22 protein-coding genes are annotated in these 26863 nt (G+C 70.2%); 10 read left to right on the forward strand and 12 right to left on the reverse strand.

The window, feature by feature from the left end:
• Positions 1–12: 12 nt before the first annotated feature.
• From ACRSBM_RS12635 to ACRSBM_RS12655, 5 genes are all read right to left on the reverse strand, one after another.
• Entirely contained in the window at positions 13–324 is a 312-nt protein-coding gene (locus ACRSBM_RS12635; protein ID WP_434443150.1) for an L-rhamnose mutarotase, read from the reverse strand.
• 1 nt (position 325) lies between these two features.
• The gene (gene rhaS, locus ACRSBM_RS12640) at positions 326–1390 is read right to left on the reverse strand and encodes a rhamnose ABC transporter substrate-binding protein (protein ID WP_434443151.1); all 1065 of its coding nucleotides are present in this window, start codon (positions 1388–1390) and stop codon (positions 326–328) included.
• On the reverse strand, positions 1387–2346 hold the full coding sequence (locus ACRSBM_RS12645; protein WP_434443153.1) for an ABC transporter permease: 960 nt from the start codon (positions 2344–2346) through the stop codon (positions 1387–1389). The genes rhaS and ACRSBM_RS12645 overlap by 4 nt, the downstream gene beginning before the upstream one ends.
• On the reverse strand, positions 2339–3373 hold the full coding sequence (locus tag ACRSBM_RS12650; RefSeq protein ID WP_434443155.1) for an ABC transporter permease: 1035 nt from the start codon (positions 3371–3373) through the stop codon (positions 2339–2341). Before ACRSBM_RS12650 ends, ACRSBM_RS12645 begins: the two co-directional genes overlap by 8 nt.
• A 118-nt stretch (positions 3374–3491) precedes the next feature.
• The gene (locus ACRSBM_RS12655; protein WP_434443157.1) at positions 3492–4994 is read right to left on the reverse strand and encodes a sugar ABC transporter ATP-binding protein; all 1503 of its coding nucleotides are present in this window, start codon (positions 4992–4994) and stop codon (positions 3492–3494) included.
• A 125-nt stretch (positions 4995–5119) separates the two neighbouring features.
• Between ACRSBM_RS12655 and ACRSBM_RS12660 the strand changes: the two genes are divergently transcribed.
• A complete protein-coding gene (locus ACRSBM_RS12660) occupies positions 5120–6133 on the forward strand; it encodes a LacI family DNA-binding transcriptional regulator (protein WP_434443159.1) in 1014 nt (337 codons plus the stop codon).
• Here the strand turns inward: ACRSBM_RS12660 and ACRSBM_RS12665 are convergent.
• Positions 6126–6536, reverse strand: a complete 411-nt coding sequence (locus tag ACRSBM_RS12665) for a hypothetical protein (RefSeq protein WP_434443161.1) — start codon at positions 6534–6536, stop codon at positions 6126–6128. The two genes, ACRSBM_RS12660 and ACRSBM_RS12665, sit on opposite strands and share 8 nt — an antisense overlap.
• Positions 6537–6762: 226 nt before the next feature.
• On the opposite strand from ACRSBM_RS12665, the gene ACRSBM_RS12670 reads away from it, so the two are divergent.
• The gene (locus ACRSBM_RS12670) at positions 6763–7515 is read left to right on the forward strand and encodes a serine/threonine-protein kinase (protein WP_434443163.1); all 753 of its coding nucleotides are present in this window, start codon (positions 6763–6765) and stop codon (positions 7513–7515) included.
• Between the two features lie 17 nt (positions 7516–7532).
• Here ACRSBM_RS12670 and ACRSBM_RS12675 read toward each other — a convergent pair whose 3' ends face one another.
• The 3 genes from ACRSBM_RS12675 to ACRSBM_RS12685 form a co-directional block, all read right to left on the reverse strand.
• Positions 7533–8531, reverse strand: a complete 999-nt coding sequence (locus tag ACRSBM_RS12675) for a TerC family protein (RefSeq protein WP_434443164.1) — start codon at positions 8529–8531, stop codon at positions 7533–7535.
• Positions 8532–8869: 338 nt separating this feature from the next.
• The gene (locus ACRSBM_RS12680; RefSeq protein WP_434443165.1) at positions 8870–11167 is read right to left on the reverse strand and encodes a beta-glucosidase; all 2298 of its coding nucleotides are present in this window, start codon (positions 11165–11167) and stop codon (positions 8870–8872) included.
• Between the two features lie 10 nt (positions 11168–11177).
• Complete coding sequence (locus tag ACRSBM_RS12685) at positions 11178–12191, reverse strand: LacI family DNA-binding transcriptional regulator (RefSeq protein WP_434443167.1); 1014 nt, start codon at positions 12189–12191, stop codon at positions 11178–11180.
• A 123-nt stretch (positions 12192–12314) separates the two neighbouring features.
• Between ACRSBM_RS12685 and ACRSBM_RS12690 the strand changes: the two genes are divergently transcribed.
• The 5 genes from ACRSBM_RS12690 to ACRSBM_RS12710 are packed head-to-tail and all read left to right on the forward strand — an operon-like array spanning position 12315 to position 17953.
• Entirely contained in the window at positions 12315–13589 is a 1275-nt protein-coding gene (locus ACRSBM_RS12690; RefSeq protein ID WP_434443169.1) for an extracellular solute-binding protein, read from the forward strand.
• Positions 13589–14560: a carbohydrate ABC transporter permease gene (locus ACRSBM_RS12695; RefSeq protein ID WP_434443170.1), complete on the forward strand. Its 972-nt coding sequence runs from the start codon at positions 13589–13591 to the stop codon at positions 14558–14560. The genes ACRSBM_RS12690 and ACRSBM_RS12695 overlap by 1 nt, the downstream gene beginning before the upstream one ends.
• Position 14561: 1 nt before the next feature.
• A complete protein-coding gene (locus tag ACRSBM_RS12700; RefSeq protein ID WP_434443172.1) occupies positions 14562–15377 on the forward strand; it encodes a carbohydrate ABC transporter permease in 816 nt (271 codons plus the stop codon).
• Positions 15378–15395: 18 nt separating this feature from the next.
• Positions 15396–16391, forward strand: coding sequence for an endo-1,4-beta-xylanase (locus ACRSBM_RS12705; RefSeq protein ID WP_434443174.1), 996 nt, complete (start codon positions 15396–15398; stop codon positions 16389–16391).
• An 11-nt stretch (positions 16392–16402) separates the two neighbouring features.
• Complete coding sequence (locus ACRSBM_RS12710) at positions 16403–17953, forward strand: glycoside hydrolase family 43 protein (RefSeq protein WP_434443176.1); 1551 nt, start codon at positions 16403–16405, stop codon at positions 17951–17953.
• A gap of 39 nt (positions 17954–17992) precedes the next feature.
• Here ACRSBM_RS12710 and ACRSBM_RS12715 read toward each other — a convergent pair whose 3' ends face one another.
• Positions 17993–18994, reverse strand: coding sequence for a LacI family DNA-binding transcriptional regulator (locus ACRSBM_RS12715; RefSeq protein WP_434453063.1), 1002 nt, complete (start codon positions 18992–18994; stop codon positions 17993–17995).
• A 203-nt stretch (positions 18995–19197) separates the two neighbouring features.
• On the opposite strand from ACRSBM_RS12715, the gene ACRSBM_RS12720 reads away from it, so the two are divergent.
• On the forward strand, positions 19198–20220 hold the full coding sequence (locus tag ACRSBM_RS12720) for a LacI family DNA-binding transcriptional regulator (RefSeq protein WP_434443177.1): 1023 nt from the start codon (positions 19198–19200) through the stop codon (positions 20218–20220).
• 17 nt (positions 20221–20237) lie between these two features.
• On the opposite strand, the gene ACRSBM_RS12725 is transcribed toward ACRSBM_RS12720, so the two are convergent.
• Entirely contained in the window at positions 20238–21197 is a 960-nt protein-coding gene (locus tag ACRSBM_RS12725) for an acetylxylan esterase (RefSeq protein WP_434443179.1), read from the reverse strand.
• 11 nt (positions 21198–21208) lie between these two features.
• Positions 21209–24013, reverse strand: a complete 2805-nt coding sequence (locus ACRSBM_RS12730; RefSeq protein WP_434443180.1) for a glycoside hydrolase family 3 C-terminal domain-containing protein — start codon at positions 24011–24013, stop codon at positions 21209–21211.
• Positions 24014–24173: 160 nt separating this feature from the next.
• Here ACRSBM_RS12730 and ACRSBM_RS12735 point away from each other — a divergent pair, with 160 nt between their 5' ends.
• Positions 24174–25853 carry an ABC transporter substrate-binding protein gene (locus ACRSBM_RS12735; protein WP_434443182.1) on the forward strand — a complete coding sequence of 560 codons (1680 nt, stop codon included), beginning with the start codon at positions 24174–24176 and terminating at the stop codon, positions 25851–25853.
• Positions 25850–26782, forward strand: coding sequence for an ABC transporter permease (locus ACRSBM_RS12740; RefSeq protein ID WP_434443184.1), 933 nt, complete (start codon positions 25850–25852; stop codon positions 26780–26782). Before ACRSBM_RS12735 ends, ACRSBM_RS12740 begins: the two co-directional genes overlap by 4 nt.
• The last annotated feature ends 81 nt before the right edge of the window (positions 26783–26863 follow it).

Genomic DNA, 26863 nt, shown 5'->3' on the forward strand with positions numbered 1-26863 from the left:
CTCCCCAAAGCATCAGTCGAGGCGGAAGACCTCGTCGAGCGGCCGCATCCGTTCGTCGGCGTTGCCGTCGCCGACGAAGAACTCCGCCATCTCGGACTGCCAGCGCGCGTTCACCTCGGTGCGCGCCATCCGCGCCAGCGCCGCGTCGAAGTCGTCGCATTCGAGGTAGCCGACCAGCAGGCCGTCCCCGGCGAGGAAGAGGGAGTAGTTGTGCCATCCCGCCTCGCTGAGGGCGGCCCGCATCTCGGGCCACACGTCGCGGTGCCGCGCCCTGTACTCGTCCAGCCGATCCGGCCGGACTCGCAGGGTGAAGCAGACGCGCACGTCAGAAGTCGAACTGGTCGATGTTGTCCTTGGTGAACACCGTCGGCGGGCCGAGCACGACCTCGCCCTTGGCGCCGACCGTGTACTCGCCGAGGTCACCCGCCTTGTACTTCTCGCCCTCCGCACCGGTGATCTGCCCGGACGCGAGCGCGGCGGCGGTGTACGTGGCGAGGTAGCCGAGCTTGCTCGGGTCCCACAGCGCGAACGACTTCACCGTGCCGTCCTGGACGAACTTGCGCATCTGGTTCGGCGTGCCCAGACCGGTCAGCTGGACCTTGCCCTTGTACTCCGACGAGCTGAGGTAGCGGGCGGCCGCGGCGACACCGACGGTGGTCGGCGAGATGATGCCCTTGAGGTTCGGGTGTGCCTGCAGCAGCCCCTGGGTCTTCTGGAACGACGTCTGGTCGTCGTCGTTGCCGTACGCGGTCTCCACGAGTTTGAGACCCGCGTACTCGGGCTTCGCGAGCTCGGTCTTCATGACCTCGATCCACGCGTTCTGGTTGGTGGCGTTGGGGGTCGCGGAGAGGATCGCGATCTCACCGCTGCCGCCGACCGCCTCGGAGATCAGCTTCACCTGGCCGGCGGCGATCTCGTTCGAGGTCGCCTGGTTGATGAAGACGTCCCTGGCGTCCGGCGCGGCGTCGGAGTCGAACGTGACGACCTTCAACCCCTGCGAGCGCGCGGTCTTCAGCGCGGGCGCGACGGCGTTGGCATCGTTCGCGGAGATCACCAGCGCGTCCTGCTTCTGCTGCGCGGCGGTGTTGATGTAGGTGACCTGAGAGGAGGCGGCGGCGTCGGACGGACCGGTGGCCTTGACCTCGGCCTTGATCGCCGTGCCCGCGTTCTCCGCACCCTTCTGCGCCACGGTGAAGTACGGGTTGTTGACCTGCTTGGGCAGGAACGTGATCTTCAGACCCTCTTTGAGGGGCGCGTTGGGGTCGCCCTTGGCGGCGTTGGTGGCGCCGCCGGTCTGGTCGCCCGCGCTGTCCCTGGTGGTGCCACCACCGCAGGCGGTGAGCGCGACGGTCCCGGACATCACCAGGGCGAGCACTAGCCGTGTGTTCATGGTGTTGCCTTCCTTAGGCTTCCAACGCGACGGGTGATGGAAGGTGCGAGGACGCTCACCAACAGCAGGAGCCCGGTGACGATGGTGAGGACCTCGGTGGAGGTGTCCTGCAGGATCAACAGGTTGCGCAGACCGCCCAGCAACAGCACGCCCGCGAGCACACCGAAGAGCGATCCCTTGCCGCCGAAGATGGACACGCCGCCGAGCAGCACGGCGGCGACGACGGCCAGTTCGAGCCCGACGCCGTTGTCCGCGCGGGCACTGGAGAAGCGGAACGTGTAGACGATGCCCGCGATGGCGGCGACCGCCCCGGCGAGCACGAACAGGGTCAGCTTCACGCGCTTGACCCGGATGCCGGAGAAGCGCGCGCCCTCCTCGTTGGCGCCGATCGCGTAGACGGACCGGCCGAACGAGCTGGCGTGCAACGCGACGCCGAACAGGACCGCGAGGACCGCGGCCAGCACGATCGGGTACGGGATGTTCGTGCCCGGCAACGGTGTCGTGCCGAACGACGTGTAGCTCGCCGGGAAGTCCGCGACTGCCGTGTCGCCCAGGACGACCAGCGCGAGCCCGCGGTAGAGCGCGAGCGTGCCGATGGTGACCGCCAGCGACGGCAGGCCGAGCCGCGTGACCAGCAGGCCGTTGACCGCCCCGCACACCGCGCCGGCCACGATGACCGTCGGCAGGATGGTCTCGAGCGACCAGCCCGCGGTCCACAGCCAGCCGATCAGCGCGCTGGACAGCCCCAGCACCGACGCGACGGACAGGTCGATCTCACCCGCGACGATCACCAGTGTCAGCGGGAGGGCGATCAGCGCGATCTCGCCGATGTCGAGGCCGAGGTAGAAGAGGTTGCCGCCGGACAGGAACGAGCCGTCCGTGCTGACCTGACCGGTCAGGGCCACGACGATCAGCAGGAACACCAGCGCGGTCTCCCACCGCAGGAGGTTACGCATGGCTGGTCCCTTCCGAGGTGCGCAGGGCCTTCGCGAGCCGCAGCGCCAGGAGCCGGTCGACGGTGATGGCGCTGAGCAGGAGCGCGCCCGCGATGGCCTGCTGCCAGAACGCGGGAATCTGCAGCACCACCAGGCAACTGGTGATCGTGGCCAGCAGCAGCGCGCCGAGGGCCGCGCCGGCGACCGTGCCGGACCCGCCGAAGATCGCGACACCGCCGACCACGACCGCGGCGACGACCTGGAGCTCCAGACCGGTGCCGGCCGCGGCGTCGACCGTGCCGTAGCGGGCCACCCACAACGCTCCGGCAAGACCCGCGACCAGTCCGGAAAGGACGAACGTGGTGAGTGTCCGCTTGGCCACCGGGATGCCAGCGAGGGTGGCGGCTTCGGGGTTCGAGCCGATCGCGTACAGCTCGCGGCCGGAACGGTAGGAACGGAGGTAGACGGCCGCGACCACGATGACCACGACGGTGATCAGCACGAGCACCGGGACGCCGAGGACGCGGCTGCTGCCGAGATTCAGCAGCGCGTCCGGAAGGTTTGCCGCGTTGACCTGCTGGCCTTGGGCCAGTGCGTAGTCGACGCCGCGGAACACGTAGAGCGTGCCGAGGGTGACGACGAGGCTGGGCACGTTGCCGAGCGCCACCAGCAGGCCGTTGAGCAGGCCGCACGCGAGGCCCACCGCGACACCGAAGCCGATGCCGGCGACGAGCGGGGTGCCGGGGTGGTCGGCGAACTGCTGCGCGGTGAGGAAGGCGGACAGGCCGAGGACCGAGCCGACGGACAGGTCGACGTTGCGGGTGATGACCACGAGGGTCTGGCCCACGGCCAGCAGCGCGACGATCGAGGCGTTGAGCAGGAGGTCGCGCAGGCTCTGTGGCTGGATGAACCGCGGGTTCACGATCGCCGTGGGGATGACGACGAGGGCCAGTGCCACGAGGATGCCGAGCTCGCGGAAGCGGCCGACCCTGGTGGACAGGCGGTGGGCCGCGGTGCGGCGGGCGGGCGCGACGGCGGTGGCGGTCATCGGGCTGCCCCCGGCTGGGTCGCGGTTCGTGTTGCTGTGTTCGTTGGTGGCGCCTCGGGCTGGGGTGCGATTTGTGCTGCCAGCACCTTCGGCCGGACCGCGGTCCGTGCTGGTGCCGTCATCCCGCCACCGCCTGTCCCGCGGCCGCCAGCGCGACGCGTTCCTCCGTCGCCTCGGCCCGGTCCAGCTCCTCGACCAGCCTGCCTTCGTGCATCACGAGCACGCGGTCGGCCATGCCGAGCACCTCCGGCAGCTCCGACGAGATCATCAGCACCGCGACGCCCTGCCCGGCCAGTTCGGACAGCAACCGGTGCACCTCGGCCTTCGTGCCGACGTCGATGCCCCGCGTCGGCTCGTCCACGATCAGCACGGAAGGCTTGCGCGCCAGCCACTTCGCGAGCACGACCTTCTGCTGGTTGCCGCCGGACAGCACGCCGACGGGGTCGCTCAGCCGGGAGAACCTGAGCCGCAGCCGGACCGCCCAGTCCTGCGCCAGCGCGCGTTCCGAGCTCCGCCGCAGCAGTCCGAACCTCGACAGCCGGCCGAGCGAGGCCAGCGCGGTGTTGCGTTCGATGGACGCGTCCATCACGAGTCCCTGCTGCCGGCGGTCCTCCGGCACGAACCCGATGCCCGCGGCCATCGCGGCGGTGGGGGAGCCGTACTTCAGCTTCCTGCCCCGGACGTGGACGGAACCGCCGTCGGGGCGGTCGATGCCGAACACCGCCCGCGCGACCTCGCTGCGCCCCGCGCCGACGAGGCCTGACAGCGCGACGATCTCACCCGCGCGGACGTCGAACGAGACGTCGGTGAACACGCCCTCGCGCGTGAGTCGTCGCACCGACAGCAGAACCTCGCCGGTGGCCGTGTCCTGCTTGGGGAAGAGCTGCGAGAGCTCGCGGCCGACCATCCGGCGCACCAACGAGTCCGGCGTCTCGCCGCCCAGTTCACCGGACCAGACGAACTCGCCGTCACGCAGCACCGTGGCGCGCTGGCAGAGCTCGAACACCTCGTCGAGCCGGTGCGACACGAACAGCACCGCGGCGTCCTGCTCACGCAACGCCCGCACGACACCGAAAAGCCGTCGGACCTCGTGGGCGGACAGGGCGGCGGTCGGTTCGTCCATCACGATCACGCGGGCGTCGAACGACAACGCCTTGGCGATCTCGACGAGCTGCTGGTCCGCGATGGACAGACCACGTGCCGGTCGGGCCGGGTCGAGCCGGACTCCCAGGCGGGAGAACAACTCCGACGTGCGGGCGTGCATCTTGGAGACGTCGATGCGGCGGCCGAACCCGAGCGGCTGGCGTCCCATGAAGACGTTCTCGGCCACCGAGAGGTCACCGAAGAGCGTCGGCTCCTGGTAGATGATCGCGATGCCCGCCGCGAGCGCGTCGGCGGGGCCGGAGAACTTCACCGGAGTGTCCTCGACCAGCGCCTGACCCGCGTCCGGGCGGTGCACCCCGGCCAGCGTCTTGATCAGCGTCGACTTGCCGGCGCCGTTCTCCCCGAGCAACGCGTGGGCCTCGCCGGGCAGCAGCCGCAGCGACACCCCGGACAGCGCGCGGACGGCGCCGAAGGACTTGCTCACCTCGCCCAGTGCCACCACGGGAGGTCGGTCCACGTTTCCGTCTCCTCGATGTTGAAACGTTTTAACGGTCGCGTTACGAGAACTCTGGGTGCGCCGGGACGGCATGTCAAGACGCGAGAGGTACGATTCGTTGTCACGTTTCAACAAAGGAGCCGCCCGTGAAGCCGTCTGTGGGCATCCGCGACGTCGCGCAGCACGCCGGCGTGTCCAACGCGACCGTCTCGAACGTGCTGAACCGGCCGGACGTCGTCGCGCCCGCCACCCGGCAACGCGTGCTGGCCGCCATCGAAGAGCTCGGGTTCGTGCGCAACGAGTCCGCGCGCCAGCTGCGGGCCGGGCGCAGCCGGGTGCTCGCCTACGTCGTGCTCGACGCGTCGAACCCGTTCTTCACCGACGTGGCGCGTGGTGTGGAGGACGCGGCGCGGGAAGCGGGTTTCGCGCTGTTCCTGTGCAACAGCGCCTCCGACGGCGGTCGCGAGCGCGAGTACCTGGAGCTGCTGCACGAACAACGCGTCGAGGGCATCCTGATCACCCCGGTCGACGCCGAGAGCGCGCAGCTCACCGACCGCGGCACGCCGGTGGTCCTCGTCGACCGCGAGGCGACGGAGGGGTCGCGTTGCTCGGTGGCCGTGGACGACGTGCTCGGCGGTGAGCTCGCGGTGACGCACCTGATCGAGAACGGCCACACCCGCATCGCCATGGTCGGTGGCCCGATGTCGATCCAGCAGGTGCGGGACCGTCGCGAGGGAGCGTTGCGCGCGCTGGCGAACGCGGGGCTGCCCCCGGAGTCGCTGACCGTCCTCGAAACCAGGGGCCTGCGGGTGGCGGAAGGCCGCGGCGCGGGGGAGCGGCTGGTCGGCCTGCCCGCCTCACGTCGTCCCACGGCGGCGTTCTGCGCCAACGACCTTCTCGCGCTCGGGCTGCTCCAGTCGATGACGCAGCAGGGCCTGCGCGTCCCGGACGACCTCGCCGTAGTGGGCTACGACGACATCGAGTTCGCCGCGGCCGCCGCCGTTCCGCTGACGTCGGTCCGCCAGCCGCGCGAGCAGCTGGGCCGGACCGCGGCCCAGCTGCTGCTGTCGGAGAACGATCCGGACCACGAGCACCGGCACGTGAAATTCCAGCCGGAACTCGTGGTCCGAGCATCCACCTCGCTGAGGCGGACTACCTGACGAGCGTCATTTCGCGGTCTTCCTCGACGGTGCTCGAACCGTCCGGCGGAAGATAGGCGTTCAGCACGGCGGAAGTGAATGCGACGCCTTGCCTGAACGCTTTCGTGCGCGACACCACGGTCACGTCGACCTTGTGGAACTCGCCGGTGCACGGAATGCTCGCCGTGTACTTGTCACCGACCGCGAGCTCACCGCGCACGTTCTGGGTGACCTGCACCCACAACGACCCGGTCGCGCCGTTCTGGCACATCACCCGGGTCGGCACGGTGACGGCGGCGCCACGCGCCTCGAGCCGCGCCTGCGGTTGCAGGGCGACGGAGGCGTCGATCTGTGCTGCCGACGCCGGCAATGCGGTCACCATTGTCGCCGCCGCGGTCAACACGAGCGCAGAAATCGCACGCACGATATTTCACCTCGTTCTCGTGGAAGGGTTGAATGCGGCCGCGAGACGACATTAGCGATGAGGTGTTCAGAGGTGCGAGGGGCCATTGATCGTGGCGCGAATCCAGGTCGCGTTGGGGAGAGCTGTTCGTGCGAAGGACATTTCGGTGTCGCCGGGGACCGGCGACGGCTGTCACCGATCCCGATCCGTCATGATTGGATCACCCGCCGGGCGGGCATCCTGAACCATGCCGGACACACCTCTTCTCGCCAGCCGTTACCAGGTGGGTGACCTGCTGGGCACGTGCGGCACGGCGGAGGTGCGCCGCGGCAGGGACACCCTGCTGGCACGTGACGTCGCGATCAAGTTCTTCCGGCCGGGCCGTGACCCGGTGGACGCGCGCCGGATCGACGACGAGATCCGCGCGCTCGCCCGGTTGTCCCATCCCGGACTCGTGACGGTCTTCGACGCCGACCCGGCCGCGGACATCCCGTACGCGGTGCTGGAGCGGCTCGAGGGCCCCACGCTGGACGACCGTGTCGCGGCCGGGCCGATGGGCGCGAGCGAGGTGCGCCGGCTGGGTGCCGCGCTCGCCGACGCGCTGGCCCACGTGCACGCGTACGGGTTCGTCCATCGCGGGGTCACTCCCTCCACCGTCCTGCTCGGCGACGACGACGCTCCGCGCCTGGCCGACCTCGGCCCCGCGCGCCTGGCACCGTCGCGGGCGCCTGGCGGGCAGGTCGCCACGGCGGTGGACGTGTACGCGCTCGGGCTGGTGCTGCTGGAATGCCTGACCGGGCGCCGGCAGTGGCGGCCCCAGGTGCCGGACGACCTGCCGTTCGACCTCAAGCGGCTGCTGATGTCGATGACCTCGCAGTCCGCCGCTCGCCGCCCGACCGCGCTGGAGTGCGCCAGGGCGTTGCCGGCGGTCGCCCCGCCGACTCTCGTCGCCCCGCTTCCCCGCCGCCCGCGCGGCGCGTACCTTCCGGCCTCGGCCTGACGCCCGCCAGCTCCGCGTCAGTCCGCTTCGCGTTCGCGGTGGCCCCGCAGCGATCCGGGGTGGGCCTTGGCCGACGGGTCGTTGCGCGTCTTGATCAGGCTCGCGACCGTGACGACCACCAGGATGGCGATGATCACGCCGAGGCTGAGCGGCGTCGGCACCTCGGGCACGCTCGGGGAGATGTCGACGTGCGCCCAGTGCAGGATCAGCTTGACGCCGATGAACGCGAGGATGACCGCGAGCCCGGCCGACAGGTACACGAGCCGGTCGAGCAGACCCTTGACCAAGAAGAACAACGCGCGCAGGCCGAGCAGCGCGAACGCGTTGGCGGTGAAGACGATGTAGGGCTCCTCGGTCACGCCGAAGACCGCGGGAATCGAGTCGAGCGCGAACAGCAGGTCGACACCACCGATGGCGACCAGCACGACGAACAGGGGAGTGGCGAGCCGCTTGCCGTCCACGCGGGTGAAGATCCTGCCGCCGACGTAGTCGTCCGTGACCGGCAGCAGTCTGCGCGCGGTCTTCACCACCACGTTGTTCTCGACGTCGGGATCCTCGTCGCGGTGCCGGAACAGCTGCACGGCCGTGAAGATCAGCAGCAGGCCGAACAGCAGGAACATGAACGAGAACAACGACAGCAGCGTCGCGCCGACGGCGATGAAGATGCCGCGCATGATCAGGGCCAGCACGATGCCGAACGTCAGCACCTTGTGCTGGTGCTCCTCCGGCACCAGGAACGTGGTCATGATGATCACGAAGACGAACAGGTTGTCGACCGACAGGCTCTTCTCGACGATGTACCCGGCGAAGTACTCCGCGCCGAACCCACCGCCGTGCGCGCCGGCGAACCACACGCCGAACCCGATGGCGACGGCGATGTAGAACACCGACCACAGACTCGCTTCACGGAAGCCGATCCGGTGGGGCCGCCACGCCGCCAGCACGAGGTCGAACGCCAGCAGCAGCACGATCACGCCGATCGTGACCGCCCACGTCAGTCCGCTGATCTCCAGCACAGAGCACCCCTCCGACGGCCCGGTTTGTCCGCATTGGACGTTACCGGTCGCCGGGCGTGGGTGTGGGAGGCCGGTGGCTGTGTCCGACGTCCGACGTGGAGGCACCGGTCCTCGCAGGGGTGGGCGAGGACCGGTGCGGTCGTGGGGGCTGGCGAACGCCGGTGCCGGAGGGCGGTCAGCCGGGTGGGTGCCGGAGCGTGGTCGAGCCGGGTGGGGCTGCGGATGCCGGTGCCGGACGGCGGTCGAAGCCCGCGCGACGCCGGGACGAGCGGCGCGGGCGGCCCGGCGGTGACCGGACCTGCCCGTCCGGTCACCGCGGGTCCCCCCGCCGGCGAAGGTCAGCGGGTGTCGAACACCGGCGCCAGGACACGGTCGAAGCCGACCTCGCGCCGGGCCCCGGTCATGGTGAGCCGCAACCTGGTGTGGATGTTCGCACTGGAAGTGCCGACGTGCAGCTCGACGTCACCGGGGTCTACCTGCCGAGTGCCGGCACGTCCGGTGTAGGAGGTGAGGTCCGCGTGCAGCTCGGCGGTGACGGTGCGGGTCTCGCCGGGAGCGAGGTCCACCTTCACCGCGCCGATCAGCTGCCGGACGGGCCGCGCCACCTCGGCCACCGGGTCGTGCAGGTAGATCTGGACGACCTCGGCGGTCGCGATGTCGGTGTCGTTGCGCACGACCGCGTGCACCCGGCTGACGCCGTCCGTCGGCCATTCGCGTTCCTCGCAGCCTGCCGTCACCCACGTGGCGGGGGCGTAGGAAAGGCCGTGGCCGAACGGGAACAGCGGCGTCGGGTCGACGGTGCTGACCTCGCTGCGGGTGCCGAGCTGCGCGCTCAGGTAGGTGGACGGCTGGGTGGAGCCGGTGCCGGGGAAGCCGACGGGGAGCCTGCCGGACGGGTTGACCCGTCCACTGAGGACACCCGCGAGCGCGGACGCGCCCTCCTCGCCGGGGTAGAAGCCGCACACGACGGCGGCGAGCCGGTCGATCTGCCGGGTGAGGTCGTAGGGCCGGCCGGACAGCAGCACGAGCACCACCGGCATGCCGGTGCCGAGCAGTGCCTCCAGCAGTTCCTCCTGGCGGCCGGGGAGCCGGAGGTCCGCGACGTCGCAGCCCTCGCCGGACGTGCCCTTGCCGAACAGTCCGGCCTGGTCGCCGAGCACCGCCACGCAGACGTCCGCCTGACGCGCGGCCTCGACGGCCTCGGCGATCTCGTCGTCGGTCCCGCCGACGACGGGACATCCCCGCGCGAACACCACGTCGTGGTCCGCGCGCAGCGCCTCCAGCACGGTGGCGACCTCGATGCCCATCTCCGCGTCCGGGTGGTGGACGCCGACGTGCAGGGGGAACGAGTAGCAGCCCATCATCGCGCCGGGTTCGTCCGCGCGCGGACCCACGACCGCCAGGCGCTTGCCTGCCAGCGGCAGGACGCCGTCGTTGTGCAGCAACACGATCGAGCGCTCGGCGACCTCCCGCGCGAGGGCGCGGGACTCGTCGTCGTCGAGGTCGAGGTCCGCCGAGGGGGCGGGGGAGTAGTCCGGGTCGAGCAGCCCGAGCTCGATCTTCTGCGTCAGCACCCGGATCAGGGCGCGGTCGACCACGGCCGGGTCGACCCGGCCGGACTGGAGGCCTTCGAGCAGGGGCTCGCCGAAGCAGTCCACCGTGGGCAGTTCGACGTCGATCCCGGCCGTCAGCGCCTGCGCGGCCGCGTCCTCGCGATCGGCGGCGACGCCGTGCAGCTTGTGCAGGAACGCCACCGAGAAGTAGTCGGCGACCACGGTGCCCGTGAAGCCGTACTCGTCGCGCAGTAACTCGGTGAGCATGCTCGCGTCCGCGGCGACGGGCACGCCATCGTTGTCGGAGTAGGAGTTCATCACCGACCGGGCACCCGCGCGCAGTGCCATCTCGAACGGCGGCAGGAGCACGTCGGCCAGCTCGCGCGGCCCGATCGACACCGGCGCGAGGTTGCGTCCGGCACGCGAGGCCGAGTAACCGGCGAAGTGCTTCAGCGTCGCCACGACGCCCGCCGACTCCAGGCCCTCGACGTAGGCGGCACCGATGGTGCCCACGAGGTGCGGGTCCTCGCCGATGGTCTCCTCGACCCGGCCCCACCGCAGGTCGCGCGTGACGTCGAGGACGGGGGCGAGACCCTGGTGGATCCCGAGGCGGCGCATCGAGTCGCCGAACTTGGCGGCCATGCGCCGCACCAGGTCCGGTTCGAAGGTCGCGCCCCAGCACAGCGGCGACGGGTACACGGTCGCCTGCCACGCGGCCAATCCGGTCAGGCACTCCTCGTGCGCCATCGCGGGAATCCCGAAGCGGCTCGCCTCGATGATCTGCCGCTGGGTGCGGGCGAGCGTGTGCGCGCCGACCTCCGGTGCGATGGGACGAGTGCCGAAGACCCTGGTGAGCTGGCCGATGCCGTACCGGGTCAGCTCGTCGAAGTCCTGTGGTGCCACGGCGAACTCGTGCTGGTGCGGTGCCATCTCGCCGGCGGCGTCGATGCCGGCCCAGATGCCCTGCAGCTGCGCGATCTTCTCCTGCGGCGTCATCCGCGCGACGAGGTCGCGCACACGGTCGGCCACGGGGGCGTGCGGATTGCGCCAGACCTCGTCCGGCGTGGTGGCTTCTATCGTCACGAGAACAACCTCACGGGGTCAGGGGACGGGTCGACTGCCGGATGACCAGCTCGGTGCCCAGGGTGATGTGCGTGTCGGCGGGTTCGGCGCCGTTGATGAGCCGCACCAGCAACTCGACGGCGCGGTGGCCCATCTCGCGGATCGGTTGCTCCACGGTGGTGAGCGGCGGGGTGCACAGCGCGGACTCGGGGATGTTGTCGAAACCGACCACCGACAGGTCTTCCGGCACCCGCAGACCCAGCTCGCGGGCGGCCTGGATGGCCGCGATGGCGGTGATGTCGTTGGCGGCGAAGATCGCGGTGGGCCGGTCGGGACCGGTCAGCAGCTCGCGGGTGGACGCGGCGGCCACGTCGGCGTCGTAGTCACCCCGGCGGACGAGGTTCTCGTCCACCACCAGCCCCGCGGCGGCGAGTGCTCCGCGGAAGCCGGTTTCGCGTTGCTGGGCGGACTTCAGGTCCTCGCGGCCGGTGAGCAGCGCGATCCTGCGGTGGCCGAGCTCGAGCAGGTGTTCGGTCGCGAGCCGTCCGCCGTGCAGGTTGTCGGAGTCGACGGTGGGCAGCGCCGCGCGCCCGGTGTGCGGGTCGACGGCGACGACGGGCGTACCGGGGATGCCTTCGAGGTCGACGGCCGGCGTGACCAGCACGGCGCCGTCGACGAGGGTGCCGCTCAGCCGCGTGAGGTACCGGTGTTCCCAGCCGTGCGGATCACTGGTGCGGCCTCCCGCCGAGTACACGACCAGCTCGAAACCGGTGCCACGGATGGCATCCGCCGCGCCTTTGAGCAGTTCGGTGCTGAAGGGCTCGATGTCGGCGACGAGGATCCCGATGACGTTCGTACGGTGGTTGCGCAGGCTCTGCGCGACGAGGCTCGCCTCGTACCCCAGTTCCTTGATCACAGCCGTGACCCGCGCGAACGTGTCGGCGGAGACGCCGTAGCGCTGGTTGAGGACCTTGGACACGGTGGCTACCGAGACGCCGGCTTGAGCGGCGACGTCGCGGATGGTGACACGAGAGCGTGGAGGCACCCGGTCAGGCTAGCCGTGTAAAACGTTATCGACAACGATTGACACGACACCGGTTCACGCGAGAGTCTCTGGCCCCAACACAGGCAGTCCAACTCGGCCGACGTCGTCAGGAGTGGACCCCCAATGCGTTCCAAGAAGCCCCTTGCCCTCTTCGCCGCCGCGGCGTTCGTGCTGGCCGGGTGCAGTGGAGGCGGCGACGCCTCCACCGAAGGACCCGTCACGCTCACCTGGTGGCACAACCGGACCACTGAGCCCATGAAGTCGAAGTGGCAGCAGATCGCCGACGACTTCCACAAGACCCACCCGAACACCTCGTTCACGATCGAGCCGTTGCAGAACGAGCAGTTCCAGACCAAGGTGCCGCTCGCACTGCAGGGCAACACCCCGCCGGACCTCTTCCAGCAGTGGGGCGGCGGTGCTCTCGCCGACCAGATCAAGTCCGGCAAGATCGCCGACATCACGCAGTCGTCGTCGGGCTGGATCGGCCCGCTCGGCAAGTACGCCGACGGCTGGAAGGCCGGCGGCAAGCAGTACGGCGCGCCGTACCTGATGCACGCGGTCGGTTTCTGGTACCGCAAGGACCTGTTCGCCACCGCCGGCATCACCACGCCACCGACCACTTTGGACGAGCTCAACGCGGCCGTCGCGAAGCTGAAGACAGCGGGCATGACACCGATCGCGATCGGCGGCAAGGACCGCTGGCCCGACGCGTTCTACTGGGCCTACTTCGCGGTGCGCCAGTGCTCGGTCGACGCGCTGAAGCAGGCTGTCGAGAAGACCGAGCTCGCTGACCCGTGCTTCCTGAAGGCGGGCGAGAACCTCAAGACCTTCCTGGACACGAAACCGTTCCAGGACGGGTTCGTCGGAACGCCCGCCCAGCAGGGGGCGGGCAGCTCGGCCGGACTGGTGGCCAACGGCAAGGCGGCCATGGAGCTGCAGGGCGACTGGAACCCCGACGTGATGCAGGCGCTCACCGAGGACAAGGACATCGGCTCGAAGATCGGCTGGTTCCCGTTCCCGACCGTGCCGGGCGGACAGGGCGACCCGAGCGTGCTGCTCGGCGGCGGTGACGGTTTCTCCTGCACCACCCGCGCGGCCCAGGCGTGCTCGGAGTTCCTGGGCCACCTGGTCGGCGACGACGTGCAGAAGATCCTCGCCGAGACCAACTCCGGTCTGCCGGTGACCCCCGCCGGCGTGGCCGCGCTGAAGAGCGAGCCGCACAAGACGATCGCCGAGGCCATGAACAAGGCATCGCACCTGCAGTTCTACTTCGACACCGCGTTCCCGACCAACGTCGGTCAGGCGCTCAACGACGCCATCGCGAACTTCTTCGCGGGACAGGGCGGGCCCGACACCATCGTGCAGTCCGTGAGCAAAGCGGCTGCCGGGAACAAATGATGAGTGCCGCGATCACCACGCGGCCGCCGACCGCCCCCGTGCCGCACGCGCCAGCGGCCGGGGGCACCCGGCGGCGGTCCAGACTCCGCACCCGCCTCGAGCTCGCGTTCCTGCTGACCCCGGCTCTGCTGCTGTTCGCCGGGTTCGTGCTGGTGCCGATCGGCGTCGCCGGGTTCTACAGCCTCTACTCGTGGAACGGCTTCGGCCCGCTCACCGACTTCGTCGGGCTGCGGAACTACGTCGAAGCCTTCTCCGGTGACGTCTTCCAGGGCGCCATCGGGCACAACCTGATCATCGCCGTGCTCTCGATCATCGTGCAGCTGCCGCTCAGCATCGGCCTGGCGCTGCTGCTCAACCGGAAGCTGCGCGGCCGGACCATTCTGCGGATGGTCGTCTTCGCGCCGTACGTGCTGTCGGAGGCCGTGACCGCGGTCATCTGGCTGCTCATGTTGCAGCCGGGCGGGTTCGTCGACGAGATCCTGCGCGGCGTCGGCCTCGGCGGGTTCGTGCGGCTCTGGCTCGCCGACCCGGCGATCGTGCTCTACACGCTGTTCGTCGTGATCACCTGGAAGTACATCGGGTTCGGCGTGATCCTGCTGCTGGCCGGCCTGCAGGGCGTTCCTGCCGAGCTGCGGGAGGCCGCCGCGCTGGACGGCGCGAGCGCCTGGCAGATCACCCGGCACGTCGTGCTCCCGTTGCTGGGACCGACGATCAGGGTGTGGGTCTTCCTGTCCGTGATCGGGTCGCTCCAGCTGTTCGACCTGGTCTGGATCATGACGCTCGGCGGTCCCGCCAACGCGTCCACGACCATGGCGACCTACCTGGTCGACCACGGCTTCAAGCGGTACGAGTTCGGGTTCGGCAGCGCGGTCGCGGTGATCCTCTTCATCGTCTGCTTCCTGTTCGCGTTGCTGTACCAGCGGTTCGCCCTGCGCCGCGACACCGAGGGCGCTTTGACGGGGGTGCGCTGACATGGCACGTCGCAACACTGTCGGCTACCTCGCCGCGTTCGCCGTCGTCGGCATGACGGTGGTGCCGCTGCTGTTCGTGGTGCTGGGCGGGTTCCGGACCACGGCGCAGATCAACGCGTCGCCTGCCGGGTTGCCCGGTCCGTTCGTGTGGGACAACTACGCCGAGATCGCGACCTCCCCGCAGTTCTGGCGCCTGCTCGGCAACAGCGCGCTGATCGCGGTGATCGCGACGACGCTGGCGGTCGTGCTCGGGTCGATGGCGGCGTTCGCGTTGTCCCGCTACGCGTTCAAGGGCCGCGAGGCGTTCTACACGTTGTTCACGCTCGGCCTGCTGTTCCCGCTGGGCGTGGCGACGCTGCCGCTGTACCTGTGGCTGCGCCAGCTGGGGATGCTGGAGAACCCGCTCGGCGTCGCGATCCCCGAGGCGGCGTTCTCGCTGCCGGTCACGATCGTGATCCTGCGGCCGTTCATGCACGCGATTCCCGGCGAGCTGGAGGACGCCGCGCTGCTCGACGGCGCGGCCAAGCTCGGCTTCTTCTGGCGGATCCTGCTGCCGCTCTCGCGGCCGGCGCTGATCACCGTGTCGGTGCTCGCGTTCGTCAGCAGCTGGAACTTCTACTTGCTGCCGTTGCTGGTGTTCAACGACTCCACGAACTTCACGCTTCCGCTCGGCGTGGCGATGTTCCAGTCCGAACACACCCAGGACACCGCGAAGGTGCTCGCCTTCACCGCGTTGTCCATGATCCCCGCGCTCACGTTCTTCGTGCTCGCCGAACGCCGCATGGTCGGGGGACTCACCGGTTCAGTGAAGGGTTGACTCACAAGGGAGTGGATCATGCGAACCCGATTGGCTGTCGGCATCGCGGCACTGCTGGTGCTGACGCAGGCGGTGCCCGCGTCGGCCACCGGACCTCTGAAGAGCATCACCAAGAGGTACGTGGGCAGTGCGGTGGCCGTCCAGCACCTCGAAAGCGAAGCCGACTACCGGAAAGTGCTGACGCGGGAGTTCGACAGCGTCACGCCCGAGAACGAGATGAAGTGGGGCGTCGTCGAGGCCGTCCGCGGCCAGTACGACTGGTCCGGCGCCGACGCGATCGTCGAGTACGCCCGCAAGACCGGCAAGTCGGTACGGGGACACACCCTCGTCTGGCACAGCCAGTTGCCCGACTGGGTCGACGACCTCGACGCGACGGAGCTGCGCGGAGTGGTCAGACAGCACATCGCCACGGAGGCGGGCCGCTACCGCGGGAAGATCCGGGCGTGGGACGTCGTCAACGAGGCGTTCAACGAGGACGGCACGCGCCGGCAGACGGTGTTCCAGGACAAGCTCGGTGACCGTTACATCGCCGACGCCCTGCGCTGGGCCCACGCGGCCGACCCGAAGGCCAGGCTCTACATCAACGACTACAACGTCGAGGGCATCAACCCCAAGAGCGATGCCCTCTACGACCTGGTGCGCTCGCTGAAGCGGCAGGGCGTGCCGATCCACGGCGTCGGGATCCAGGCGCACCTGTCGATCCAGTACGGGTTCCCCTCTGGCGTCCGCGAGAACATCGCGAGGTTCGCCGCGCTCGGCCTGGACGTCGCGATCACCGAGGCGGACGTGCGGATCCCGCTGCCCGTCACCCCGGAGAAGCTGGACACGCAGGCGAGCTACTTCGACCAGGTGTGGGACGCCTGCCACGCGGTGAAGCGGTGCGTCGAGTTCACCACGTGGGGCTTCACCGACCGGCACTCGTGGGTGCCCGACGTGTTCCCCGGTGAGGGCGCGGCCTGCCTGTTCGACGAGAACCTGCGGCCGAAGCCCGCGTACACCCGGATCAACCCGTAGCGGAGTTCTCCTTGGCACAGTTCGACAATCCGGTCCTGCCCGGCTCGCATCCCGATCCGTCGGTGTGCCGGGCGGGATCGGACTACTACCTCGTCACCTCGACCTTCGAGTACTTCCCCGGCCTGCCGATCCACCACAGCAGGGATCTCGTGCACTGGCGGTTGCTCGGTCACGTGCTGGACCGGCCGTCCCAGCTGCCGCTGCGGGGCGTGCGCGCGTCCGGCGGCCTGTACGCACCGACGATCCGTCACCACGACGGCGTGTTCTACGTCGTGTGCACGCTGGTCGACGGCACCGAGCGGAGTGGCAACTTCGTGGTGACCACCACGGATCCGGCCGGTGGGTGGTCGGAGCCGCGGTGGCTGCCGGAGGCGGACGGGTTCGACCCGTCGCTGTTCTTCGACGACACCGGCCGCGCGTGGTGGACGGCGACCCGCGACGCTCCCGGCGGCACGCCCGGCCAGACCGAGGTGTGGCTGCGCGAGTTCGACCCGGTGCGGCTGGAGCTGGTCGGCGACGAGCACGTGCTGTGGACCGGCACGTCGCCCGGCTCCGTGTGGCTCGAAGCACCGCATCTGTACAAAATGGACGGACGCTACGTGCTGTTGTGCGCGGAGGGCGGCACGGACTTCGAGCACTCGGTGGTCGTGGCGACGGCGGACGAGGTCACCGGCCCGTACCGCGGTTCACCGCTCAACCCGGTGCTGACCCACCGGCACCTGGGCCGCAGTCATCCGATCGCGGCGGCCGGGCACGCGGACCTCGTGAGCACGCAGCACGGACAGTGGTTCGCGGTGCTGCTCGCGACCCGGCCGTACGGCGGCTACTACTACAACCTCGGCCGCGAGACGTTCCTCGTGCCGGTGTCGTGGGAAGCGGGTGGCCCGGTGTTCAGCCCGGGCACCGGTCGCGTCGAGGCCCGCTACGACGTTCCCGACCTGCTCGCCCATCCGTGGCCGGAGGCCGCGCGGACCGACGACTTCGACGCGCCCGTGCTGGATCCCGCATGGCTGTTCCTGCGCACGCCGGACGAGGTGTTCTGGTCACTCACCGACCGGCCGGGACACCTCCGGCTCGCGGTGCGCCCGGAGTCGATCACAGAGCTGGTCACCCCGAGCGCGGTCGTGCGGCCGCAGCGGCACCAGAGCTTCCACGTCTCCTGCGAGCTCGAGTTCGAGCCGGCGGGACCGACCGAGGCCGCCGGGCTGGTGCTGCTGCAGAACAACGACCACCACGTCCGGCTCCTGCTCGGCGCCGGCCGCGAGGTCACCCTCGTGCGCCGTACCGCCGGACGCGACGAGGAGCTCGCGCGGACGCGCCTGCCGGACGGCGTGGCGCGCCTGTGCTTCGAGGCGGCGGGCCAGGAGCACAGGGCGCTGGTCGCCGCGGGTGCCGGGGAGTGGCGGCCGCTGGGTGAGCCGTTCGACGGCCGGATGCTCAGCACGCAGGCGGCGGGCGGGTTCACCGGAGTCCACATCGGACTGTACGCGAGCAGCGAAGGTGTGCCGAGCACGTCGTGGGCCGACTTCGGCAGCTTCACCTACCACGGTCTGCCAGGTTGAACCGGTCAGGCTCCCGCCGGACGGCCGGAAGGAGTCGGTTCAGCGAACGGACGTGCTGCCGCGGTCGGTGAGCCGGGGCTGAAGCAGTCGTACCTCCGGCGCGCGGTCCTGGCCGAGCCGCGCCATCACCATGTCCACGGCGATGGCGCCCAGCTCCTGCGCGGGCACGGAGATCGAGGTGAGCGGCACGGGCAGGCTCTCCGCGACGTCGTCGGGGCACAGCGTGATCACCGACAGGTCGGCCGGTACGTCGAGTGAGCGGCGGCGCAGTTCGAGCAGCAGCTGGCCGAGCACCGCCTCGTTGTGCACGACCAGGCCGGTGATGCCGCGGCCGGGGTGCAGCACGACGTCGAGGCAGGCGGCGACCGAGTCGTAGCCGGGAGCGCACGAGTGCACCGACGCCGGCAGGTTCCTCTTCGTGGTCTCGTGCTGGAACCCGGCCAGCAGCCGTGCGGCGTAGCTGGTGCCGCGTTCGTACACGGTGGGAGGAGAGCCGATCAGGGCGATCGACCGGTGCCCGCGCTCGGCGAGGTGCGCCACCATCCGGCTGCCCGCGGCGGTGAAGTCGAGGTCGACGCAGCTCAGGCCCTCGTGCTCGTCGGGCACCCCGAGCAGGACCACCGGCGCGTCGATGGCGCGCAGCTCGGGCACGCGCGGGTCCGCGCTCTCCACGTCCATCACGATGATCGCGTCCGCCATCGACCGCGCGGTGACCCGGTGGGCTTCGCCGGGGCCGGCTTCCTTGGTCAGCAGCAGCACGTCGTAGTCGTGGTCGCGGGCCGAGGTCACGATCGACGAGACGAACCGCATGACCACGGGCAGGTTCTGGCCGGACCGCAACGGCACGACCAGCCCGAGCACGTGCGAGGTGTTCGACGCGAGAGCGCGCGCACCGGCGTTCGGGTGGTACCCGAGGGCCGCGATGCTCTGTTCGACGCGGCGCTTGGTCTCCTCCGAGATGCTGCGCTTCCCGCTCAGCACGTAGGACACGGTGCTGATCGACACGCCGGCATGACGGGCGACCTCCTTGATCGTGATCATGCCCGTCCCCTCTTCCTGGATCGTGGCGATCATCGTAGTGCCGGTCCGGCGCGCCGCGCGTCGCCGGACGAGCCGGGAAATCGACGCGGTCTTCGTCGAAATCGTCGAACCCAGGCCAGTTGCTTGACGCCCGAGTTTCGGTTGTGCCACATTCCGACCCTCGGTCGAAGCGTTTCGATTCGTTGCGGTCCGGAGGTGTCGGCGTGGTCACCATTGTGGACGTGGCGAACCATGCGGGTGTCGCTCCCAGCACGGTTTCGTACGTGCTGACGGGCAAGCGCCCGGTCTCCACGAGTACCCGCGTGCGAGTGCGGGACAGCATTCAGCAGCTCGGCTACCGGCCGCACGCCGGAGCATGGGCGCAGGCGAGCAGGACGAACGTGCTGGCGCTGGTGCTGCCGCTGCGGGAGGGCGTGCACCTGCCGGTCGTCATGCGGTTCGTGACCTCCGTCGTCACCGCCGCCCGCGCGCACGACATGGACGTGCTGCTGGTGACCGCCGACCAGGGTGCGGCAGGGCTGCGCAGGGTCGCGAACGGTGGCAGGGTCGACGGGTTCCTCGTGATGGACGTGGAGCTGGACGACGAGCGGGTGCCCGTGCTGCGCGAGCTGGGCCGCCCGTCGGTCCTGCTCGGCCATCCATCCGCGGTGAAAGGCCTTACCTGCGTCGACCTGGACTTCGAGGCGGCCGGCGCGCGCTGCGTGGACCACCTCGCCGAACGGGGTCACCGCGACATCGGCTTCCTGGGTGCGCCGAGCGTCGTCTACGCGCGCAACACCGGCTTCGCGCAACGGACTCTTGCGGGGTTCAGTGCCGCGGCCATGCGCCGGGGCGTCACGTCGACGGCCCTGCCCGCCGGACAGGGTCCCGACTCGGTGCAGGCCGTGGTCGGCACACTTCTGCGGGCGCTACCGCGGATGTCTGCGTTGGTCGTGCAGAACGAGGCGGTGCTCGGCCAGGTGCTGGACTGCCTGCGCGCCGAGGGGCGGCGGGTCCCCGACGACGTGGCGGTGGTGGCGATCTGCCCGGACGAGCTCGCCGAGCGGCTGCGCCTCACGTCGGTCCAGCTGCCGGTCGACGTGCTGGGGCGGCGGGCAGTCGACCTGCTGATGGCGAAGCTGGGCGGGCAGCAGCCGCCGGCGCTGACGTTGCTGCCGCCGAGGTTGTTCAGCCGGACCGGTCTGAAGATCGTCCGCACCGAGGACGTCGTGGCGACCGCCGAATGAGGGCAGGCCGCACCGGGTCAGGCGCCAAGACCCCGCTCGCGCAACCACTCCAGCTGGGTGACGGGGTTCGAGCCGTATCCGCCGCCGTGGTCGGCGAACTGCCACACGGTCATGGTTTTGTCCTGGCCCGCGTAACGGTTGTACGCGGCGTACACAGTGGATGGTGGGCAGACCGGATCCATCAGGCCGACGCTGAACAACGCCGGCGCGGTGGCCCGGGCCGCGAAGTGCACGCCGTCGAAGTAGGCGAGGGTGGCGAAGGCCGGTTCCACGCGGTGCCTGCTGTGCCAGCGCAGGTAGTCGGCGAGCTCCTGGTACGGCCCTTCACCGCAGATCTCGGCCGCCCGCCGGTAGTGGCACAGGAACGGCACGTCCGGCAGCGCCGCGGCGACGCCGGCCAGCCCGGCGACGGCGAGCGTGAGCCCTCCGCCCTGGCTGCCGCCCGTGACGATCACGCGGTCCTGGTCGAGCCCCGGCAGGTGGGCGACCGCGTCCACGGCGCGGACACAGTCGGTGATGAGGCGGCGGTAGTAGTAGGTCTCCGGGGAGTCGATGCCGCGGGTCAGGAAACCCTTGGCCCACTGGACACCGCCGCCGGAGTCCGGGGTGTCGTGGCCCTGGCCGCGGCTGTCGACGACGAGCTGGGCGTACCCGGCGGCCGACCACAGCAGGTGGTCGGTGGGCAGACCGCGTCCGCCGGTGTAGCCGATGAACGTGACGACGACGGGCAACGGGCCGTCCGCCCCTCGTGGCCGCAGCAGCCAGGAGGCCACCGGATCGCCGTTCCAGCCGGGGAAGCGGACGTCGTCCACCTCGACGGTGCGCAGCGGACCGGTGACGCGGTCGGCCTTCACCGCGCCACCGCACGCGCGTGCTTCGGCCAAGGTGTCTTCCCAGAACGCGTCGAAGTCCGGAGGCGCCACGAGTTCCGGGCGGTAGGCGGTGAGCTCGTCGAGAGAGAGGTCCGTCAACGGCATCGAGTGCTCCTTCAGTCGGCCGTGGTGAACCGGAAGGCGGCGAGGCGGAAGCCGCCGTGCAGAGCCACCCGCAGGTCGTGGACGCCTTGCAGCGGTGCCGGCAGCGCGGCCGACGCGGTGGTCCAGACGTAGCGGTCTCCGGTGGCGGGCACGGGGATCTCCGCCAGCGGCACCGAGCCGGACCAGAACTCCACGCGGTGGCCGGGATCGCTGACGTCGCAAGCCACTTCGACCTCGACCGAGGTCGCGCCGGAGAGGTCGAGGGCATGGAACCACAGCGTCGCTTCGGAACCGGAGGACGTGACCGCGTCACCGGCGGTGCGGGTGGCGTCGACGATCGTCACGCCGTCGTGGTCGTCGAAGTCGACGGCGAGCAGCCGCCGGTCGACGCCGGCCCGGGGTCCGGCAGGCGGGCCGGCGACCGTGAGCGGTGCGGTGAGCACGACGTCTCGCGCGGAACGGGCGACGAGCACCTCGTAGCCGCCCGGATCGACGGTGAACGCGCCGGTGCCGACGTCCCAGTGGGCGAGCTGCCGTGCGTCCAGGCGGAAGGCCAGCACCCGGATCTCGCCGGGAGCGAGCGAGACCTTGCGGAAGTCGGCGAGCCGCAGCCGGGGCGCCTCGTACCGGGCGTCCAGCGCGCGGACGTAGAGCTGGACGACCTCGCTGCCCGTCCGCGTGCCGGTGTTAACGAGCGTCACCGAGACGTCCAGCGCGCTGTTCGAGGTGATCGTGCCGGACGACAGGATCAGGTCCCGCATGACGAACTCGGTGTACGAAAGGCCGTGGCCGAACGGGTACAGCGGCTCCGTCCGGTGGTACTGGTAGGTCCAGCCCGCCTTGATGACGTCGTAGTCGAGCGGGTCCGCCAGGTCGTCGTCGCCGCGGTACCAGGTCTGCGGCAGCCGTCCGGCCGGTTCCGCCTCGCCGAGCAGCACGGCCGCCACCGCCCTGCCCGTCTCCTGGCCGCCGTGGGACGTCCACACCACGGCGGGCAGGTGCTCGTCCGCCCAGTCGAGGGCGTAGGGGTAACTGCTCGTCACGACCAGCACGGTGTCCTGGCGGACGCCCGCCACCGCGCGCAGCAACGCGTCCTGGGCGGCGGGCAGCGCGATGCCCTCGCGGTCCTCGGTCTCCCTGCCGTGGATGAGCGGGTGGTTGCCGAGGACGACCACCGCGACGTCGGCCGCCAGTGCGGCGGCCAGCGCTTCCGCGGTGCCGTCGCGCAGCAGCTCCCGTTCCCAGCGCTCGGCGTCGTCCGCGGTCTCGGCGGTGACGCCCACCCGGCCGTCGACCGGGTCGACGACGGCGTACCGGCCCGTCAGCACGCTCTGCAGCACCACGGAATCCTCGACGGGCACAAGGCGGAACGTCTCGTGGACGTCCCAGCTCTTGATCAGCTCCTGGTCCGCCACCAGCGACGTGTCGTGCAGGCGCAGGTATCGCCCGTTCTCCGCGGACCTCATCGTCAGCACGCCGTTGCCCCAGTCGGTGACGTCGAACGCCGTCTTGCCGAGCAGCTCACCGCTCGTGCGTGAGCGCAACGCGATCCGGTTCGCTCCGTCCGCGACGGTGACCTCGCCCCCGAGCACCGCGGCGAGTCCACTTGCGACGGTCACCTGGTACGGCAGCGTGCCGCTGTACCAGTCCTCGCACACCACGTCGGCGAGCGGGCCGACCACGGCGATCCTCGGCGTCTTCAACGGAAGAAGACCGGTGTTGCGCAACAGGACCACGGACTCAGTCGCCGCCTTCAGGGCGAGTGCGCGGTGTTCCTGGCAGTCGATCACCTCGGGGCCGATGGCCGCGTAGGGGTCGAGGTCGGGGTCGAACTCGCCGAGCCGGAACCGGATCTCCAGCTGCCGCCGCACCGCGCGGTCGACGTCGGCCTCGTCGATCAGGCCGCGGTCCAGGGCGACCCGCAGCCTGCTCAACGGGGTCGCGCTGTCCTCGCCGTGGTCGGTGAAGCTGTCGATGCCCGCCCTGAGTGCGGCGGCGTGCGACGCGGGGTGGTCGTCGAAGTAGTGCTCCGGATCGACCAGGTTGGACGGTGCCTCGGCGTCGCTGACCACGAAGAGCTCCTGGTCGGTCCAGCGGCGCAGTTCCGTCTCGATGAGCGGGGTGACGTGGCACGGCCGGCCGTTGACCAGGTTGTAGGCGGCCATCACGCCGGTGGCGGCACCGGAGGCGACCACGGGGCGGAACGCGGCGAGGTCGTACTCCTGCAGCACGCGCGGCCGCAGGCCCGACGACGTGACGCAGCGGTCGTTCTCGTTGTTGTAGGCCAGGAAGTGCTTGAGCACCGGGGCCGCGCGCAGAAACCGGTGGTGCTCGCCCGCGAGCCCCTGGCAGAACGCCGTGCCGAGCCGCGCGGTGTGCACCGGGTCCTCGGAGTAGCCCTCCTCGTTGCGGCCCCAGCGCGGGTCGCGCAGCAGGTTCAGCACCGGCGCCCACGCCTGCAGGCTGTTGGCGCCCGTGCCGACGGCGGGCGAGCGGTGGTAGTGGAACGCCCGCAGCTCCACGGAGGTGGCCTCGGCGACGCGGCGCACGAGCTCGGGGTCCCACGTGGCGCCCAGCCCGACCGCCTGCGGGAACACGGTGGCGGGTCCCAGCCAGGCGACGCCGTGCAGGGCCTCCGTCCCGGTGCGGAACGCGGCGACGCCCAGCCGTGGCACGGCAGGTGAGTACTGGTGCAGCATCGCGATCCGTTCGTCGAGCGTGAGCCGCCCGAGCAGGTCGTCGACGCGCTTGCGCCTCGGCAGCGCCGGGTTGCGGAAGGGCAGCCGATCGGCGGCCCGGACGTACTCGGAAACCACGTGGCAACCCCTCGGGTCGGTACCGGCAGCGAAGCGTTTCGACGTTGGCACGCGCGGGTTTGCGCTGTCAACGGTCTTGTTTCAGGAGAGCTGCGTCACTAGCCTCGCCGACATCTGTTTAAGCGCTTCGACACTTCGACGACGAAGGATCGGTTCCGCCATGGACATCGAGTTGAACCGCAGAAGCTTCCTGAACGCCGCCGCCTCCGCCGCGGGTCTTCTCGCCGCGGGACCGCTGCTGTCCGCCTGCGGAGGTAGCGCGGCACAGCGGGCGGGGGTGAACTCCGAAGCCGGCCTGAGGGCCGCGTTACCGGCCCACGTGCCGCTCACCGCGATCAAGCCGGACATCCCCTCGGTGGCGGGCGGTCCGGACGTCCTGACCGATCCCGGCTTCCTCGGCTACCCGTCCACCCGCGTCGCCACCGTCTCCGGCGTGCCGGGCAGGGGCGGCAGGTACTCGGCGGTCGTCCCGTTGTGGGGCACGATCCCGCCCGCGGACAACGCGTTCTACCAGGCGATGAACCAGGCGCTGGGCGTCCAGCTCGAGATGAAGCCGGCGGACGGCAACACCTACAACACGATCGTCTCGACGATGACGGCGGCGAAGAGGCTGCCCGACTGGATCAACCTGCCGTCCTGGTGGAACCCGAACTTCAACACCGGCGGCCTGGTCGGCAACCAGCTCGCGGACCTCACGCCGTTCCTCTCCGGCGACAACGTCAAGAAGTACCCGAACCTCGCGGCCATCCCCACCGCCGCGTGGCGAGCCGGTGCGTGGGGCGACAAGCTCTACGGGATCCCGTGCTTCTCCTCGGGTTTCGCGATCGCCGGCGCGACCTTCTACCGGCGCGACGTCCTGGAGGCCAAGGGAATCACCGCCGACCAGGTCAAGTCCGCCGACGACCTGATGAACCTGGGCAAGGAACTGACCGACGCGAAGGGCGGCGTCTGGGCGTTCGACGACGTCTACACCTACCTCTACACCGCGTTCGGCGCGCCGCTGAAGTGGAAGGTGGACAACGGAAAGCTCATCCACCTGTTCGAGACCGACGAGTTCCTCGAAGCCGTCGACTGGCACCACCGCCTCGCCACCGCGGGGTACGTGCATCCCGACGCGCTGGCGGGCGACACCGCCGGCACCACCCGCTTCTACGCGGGCAAGGTGCTGATCGCCGGTGGTGGCACGGGCGCGTGGAACCTCGCCGACCACCAGAACGGCGTCGCCGCGAACCCGGCCTACCGGCGCGGCGCGTTCGACTTCTTCGCCGCCGACGGCAAGGGCACGCCGCGCGTCGACATGGGACCGGCCACCAGCATCGTCAGCTACCTCAACGCGAACCTGAAGCCCGAGCAGATCGAGGAGCTGCTGGCCGTCGCGAACTACCTGGCCGCGCCGTTCGGCTCGGCCGAGTACACGATGGCCAACTTCGGTGTCGAGGGCACGCACTTCACCACCACCGGCGGCGTGCCGACACCCACCGACGCGGGCCGCAAGGAGGTGCAGGCGCAGACCTTCCCGTTCCTGGCCTCGCCGGCACAGGTGATCAGCAACCAGACCGCGCAGGGCGTCACCAGGGACATCGCCGCCTGGCAGGCCGCCAACGCCAAGGCGCTCGCCAAGCCGGTCTTCTGGGGCATGAACGTCAGCATGCCGCAGGCCCAGGCGACGGCGGAGGCCGCGCAGGCCGTGCAGGACACGGTGAAGGACTGCTACCGCGGCAAGAAGAAGGTGCAGGACGTCAAGGACGCCGTCGCGACCTGGAAGACCAGCGGCGGCGGTGACCGGCTGGTCCAGTGGATGAACGACAACGTGCTCCAGAAGTACGGCACGGGGCAGTGACCACCGCGCTGCGCCCGGCGCGGCGGACCTGGCGGGTGAGACTGCGGCGCGACCGCTCGCTGGTCCTGATGGCGCTGCCCGCCGTGGTCCTGCTGCTGGTGTTCAACTACGTTCCGCTGTTCGGGCTCGTCACCGCGTTCCAGGAGTACGACCCGCTGTCCGGCGTCTCCGGCAGCGCGTGGGTGGGTCTCTACCAGTTCGAGCGGCTCTTCGGCGATCCGCTGTTCTGGGGCGCGGTGCGCAACACGCTGTACCTCAGCTTCGTCCAGCTGGTGCTGTTCTTCCCGGTGCCGATCGCGTTGGCGCTGCTGCTGAACTCCGTGCTGAGCGAACGGATCCGCAACTTCATCCAGTCCGTCGTCTACCTGCCGCACTTCTTCTCGTGGGTACTGGCGATCACGATCTTCCAGCAGATGCTCGGCGGCGCGGGCGTGCTGAACCAGTTCCTGCGCAGCCACGACCTCGGCACCTGGGACGTCATGACCAACCCGGACACCTTCGCGCTCCTGGTCACCTCGCAGGTGATCTGGAAGGAGGCCGGCTGGGGGATCATCGTGTTCCTGGCCGCGCTCGCCGCCATCAACACCGACCTCTACGAGGCGGCCGCGGCGGACGGCGCCGGGCGGTGGCGGCGGCTGTGGCACATCACGCTGCCCGGCCTGCGCGGGGTGATCGTGCTGTTGCTGGTGCTGCGCCTGGGAAACTCGCTGACCGTCGGCTTCGAGCAGTTCCTCATCCAGCGGTACGCGGTCGGCCACGACACCGCCGACGTGCTCGACACCTTCTCGTTCTACTTCGGTATCGCCACCAACGACTACAGCTACGGCGCGGCGGCGGGCCTGTTCAAGAGCGTGATCTCACTGCTGCTCATCTGGGGTGCGAACAAGCTGGCGCACGCCTTCGGGGAGGACGGGCTGTATCGCGCATGACGGACACACTGACGATCACTCGCGCCGGGGCGGACGGCGAACCCGCTGTGCCGCGAGAGGAGCCGCCGACGGTTGCGGGCG

The sequence above is a fragment of the Lentzea xerophila genome (assembly GCF_051094245.1).
Classification (GTDB): domain Bacteria; phylum Actinomycetota; class Actinomycetes; order Mycobacteriales; family Pseudonocardiaceae; genus Lentzea; species Lentzea xerophila.

Excerpts from the sequence above, each read along its gene's own strand:
- ACRSBM_RS12645 (WP_434443153.1), bottom strand. The coding sequence starts at position 2,346 with ATGCGTAACCTCCTGCGGTGGGAGACCGCGCTGGTGTTCCTGCTGATC.
- ACRSBM_RS12700 (WP_434443172.1), top strand. The coding sequence starts at position 14,562 with ATGGCACGTCGCAACACTGTCGGCTACCTCGCCGCGTTCGCCGTCGTC.
- ACRSBM_RS12670 (WP_434443163.1), top strand. The coding sequence starts at position 6,763 with ATGCCGGACACACCTCTTCTCGCCAGCCGTTACCAGGTGGGTGACCTG.
- ACRSBM_RS12715 (WP_434453063.1), bottom strand. The coding sequence starts at position 18,994 with ATGATCACGATCAAGGAGGTCGCCCGTCATGCCGGCGTGTCGATCAGC.
- ACRSBM_RS12695 (WP_434443170.1), top strand. The coding sequence starts at position 13,589 with ATGAGTGCCGCGATCACCACGCGGCCGCCGACCGCCCCCGTGCCGCAC.
- ACRSBM_RS12690 (WP_434443169.1), top strand. The coding sequence starts at position 12,315 with ATGCGTTCCAAGAAGCCCCTTGCCCTCTTCGCCGCCGCGGCGTTCGTG.
- ACRSBM_RS12735 (WP_434443182.1), top strand. The coding sequence starts at position 24,174 with ATGGACATCGAGTTGAACCGCAGAAGCTTCCTGAACGCCGCCGCCTCC.
- ACRSBM_RS12725 (WP_434443179.1), bottom strand. The coding sequence starts at position 21,197 with ATGCCGTTGACGGACCTCTCTCTCGACGAGCTCACCGCCTACCGCCCG.
- ACRSBM_RS12650 (WP_434443155.1), bottom strand. The coding sequence starts at position 3,373 with ATGACCGCCACCGCCGTCGCGCCCGCCCGCCGCACCGCGGCCCACCGC.
- ACRSBM_RS12705 (WP_434443174.1), top strand. The coding sequence starts at position 15,396 with ATGCGAACCCGATTGGCTGTCGGCATCGCGGCACTGCTGGTGCTGACG.
- rhaS (WP_434443151.1), bottom strand. The coding sequence starts at position 1,390 with ATGAACACACGGCTAGTGCTCGCCCTGGTGATGTCCGGGACCGTCGCG.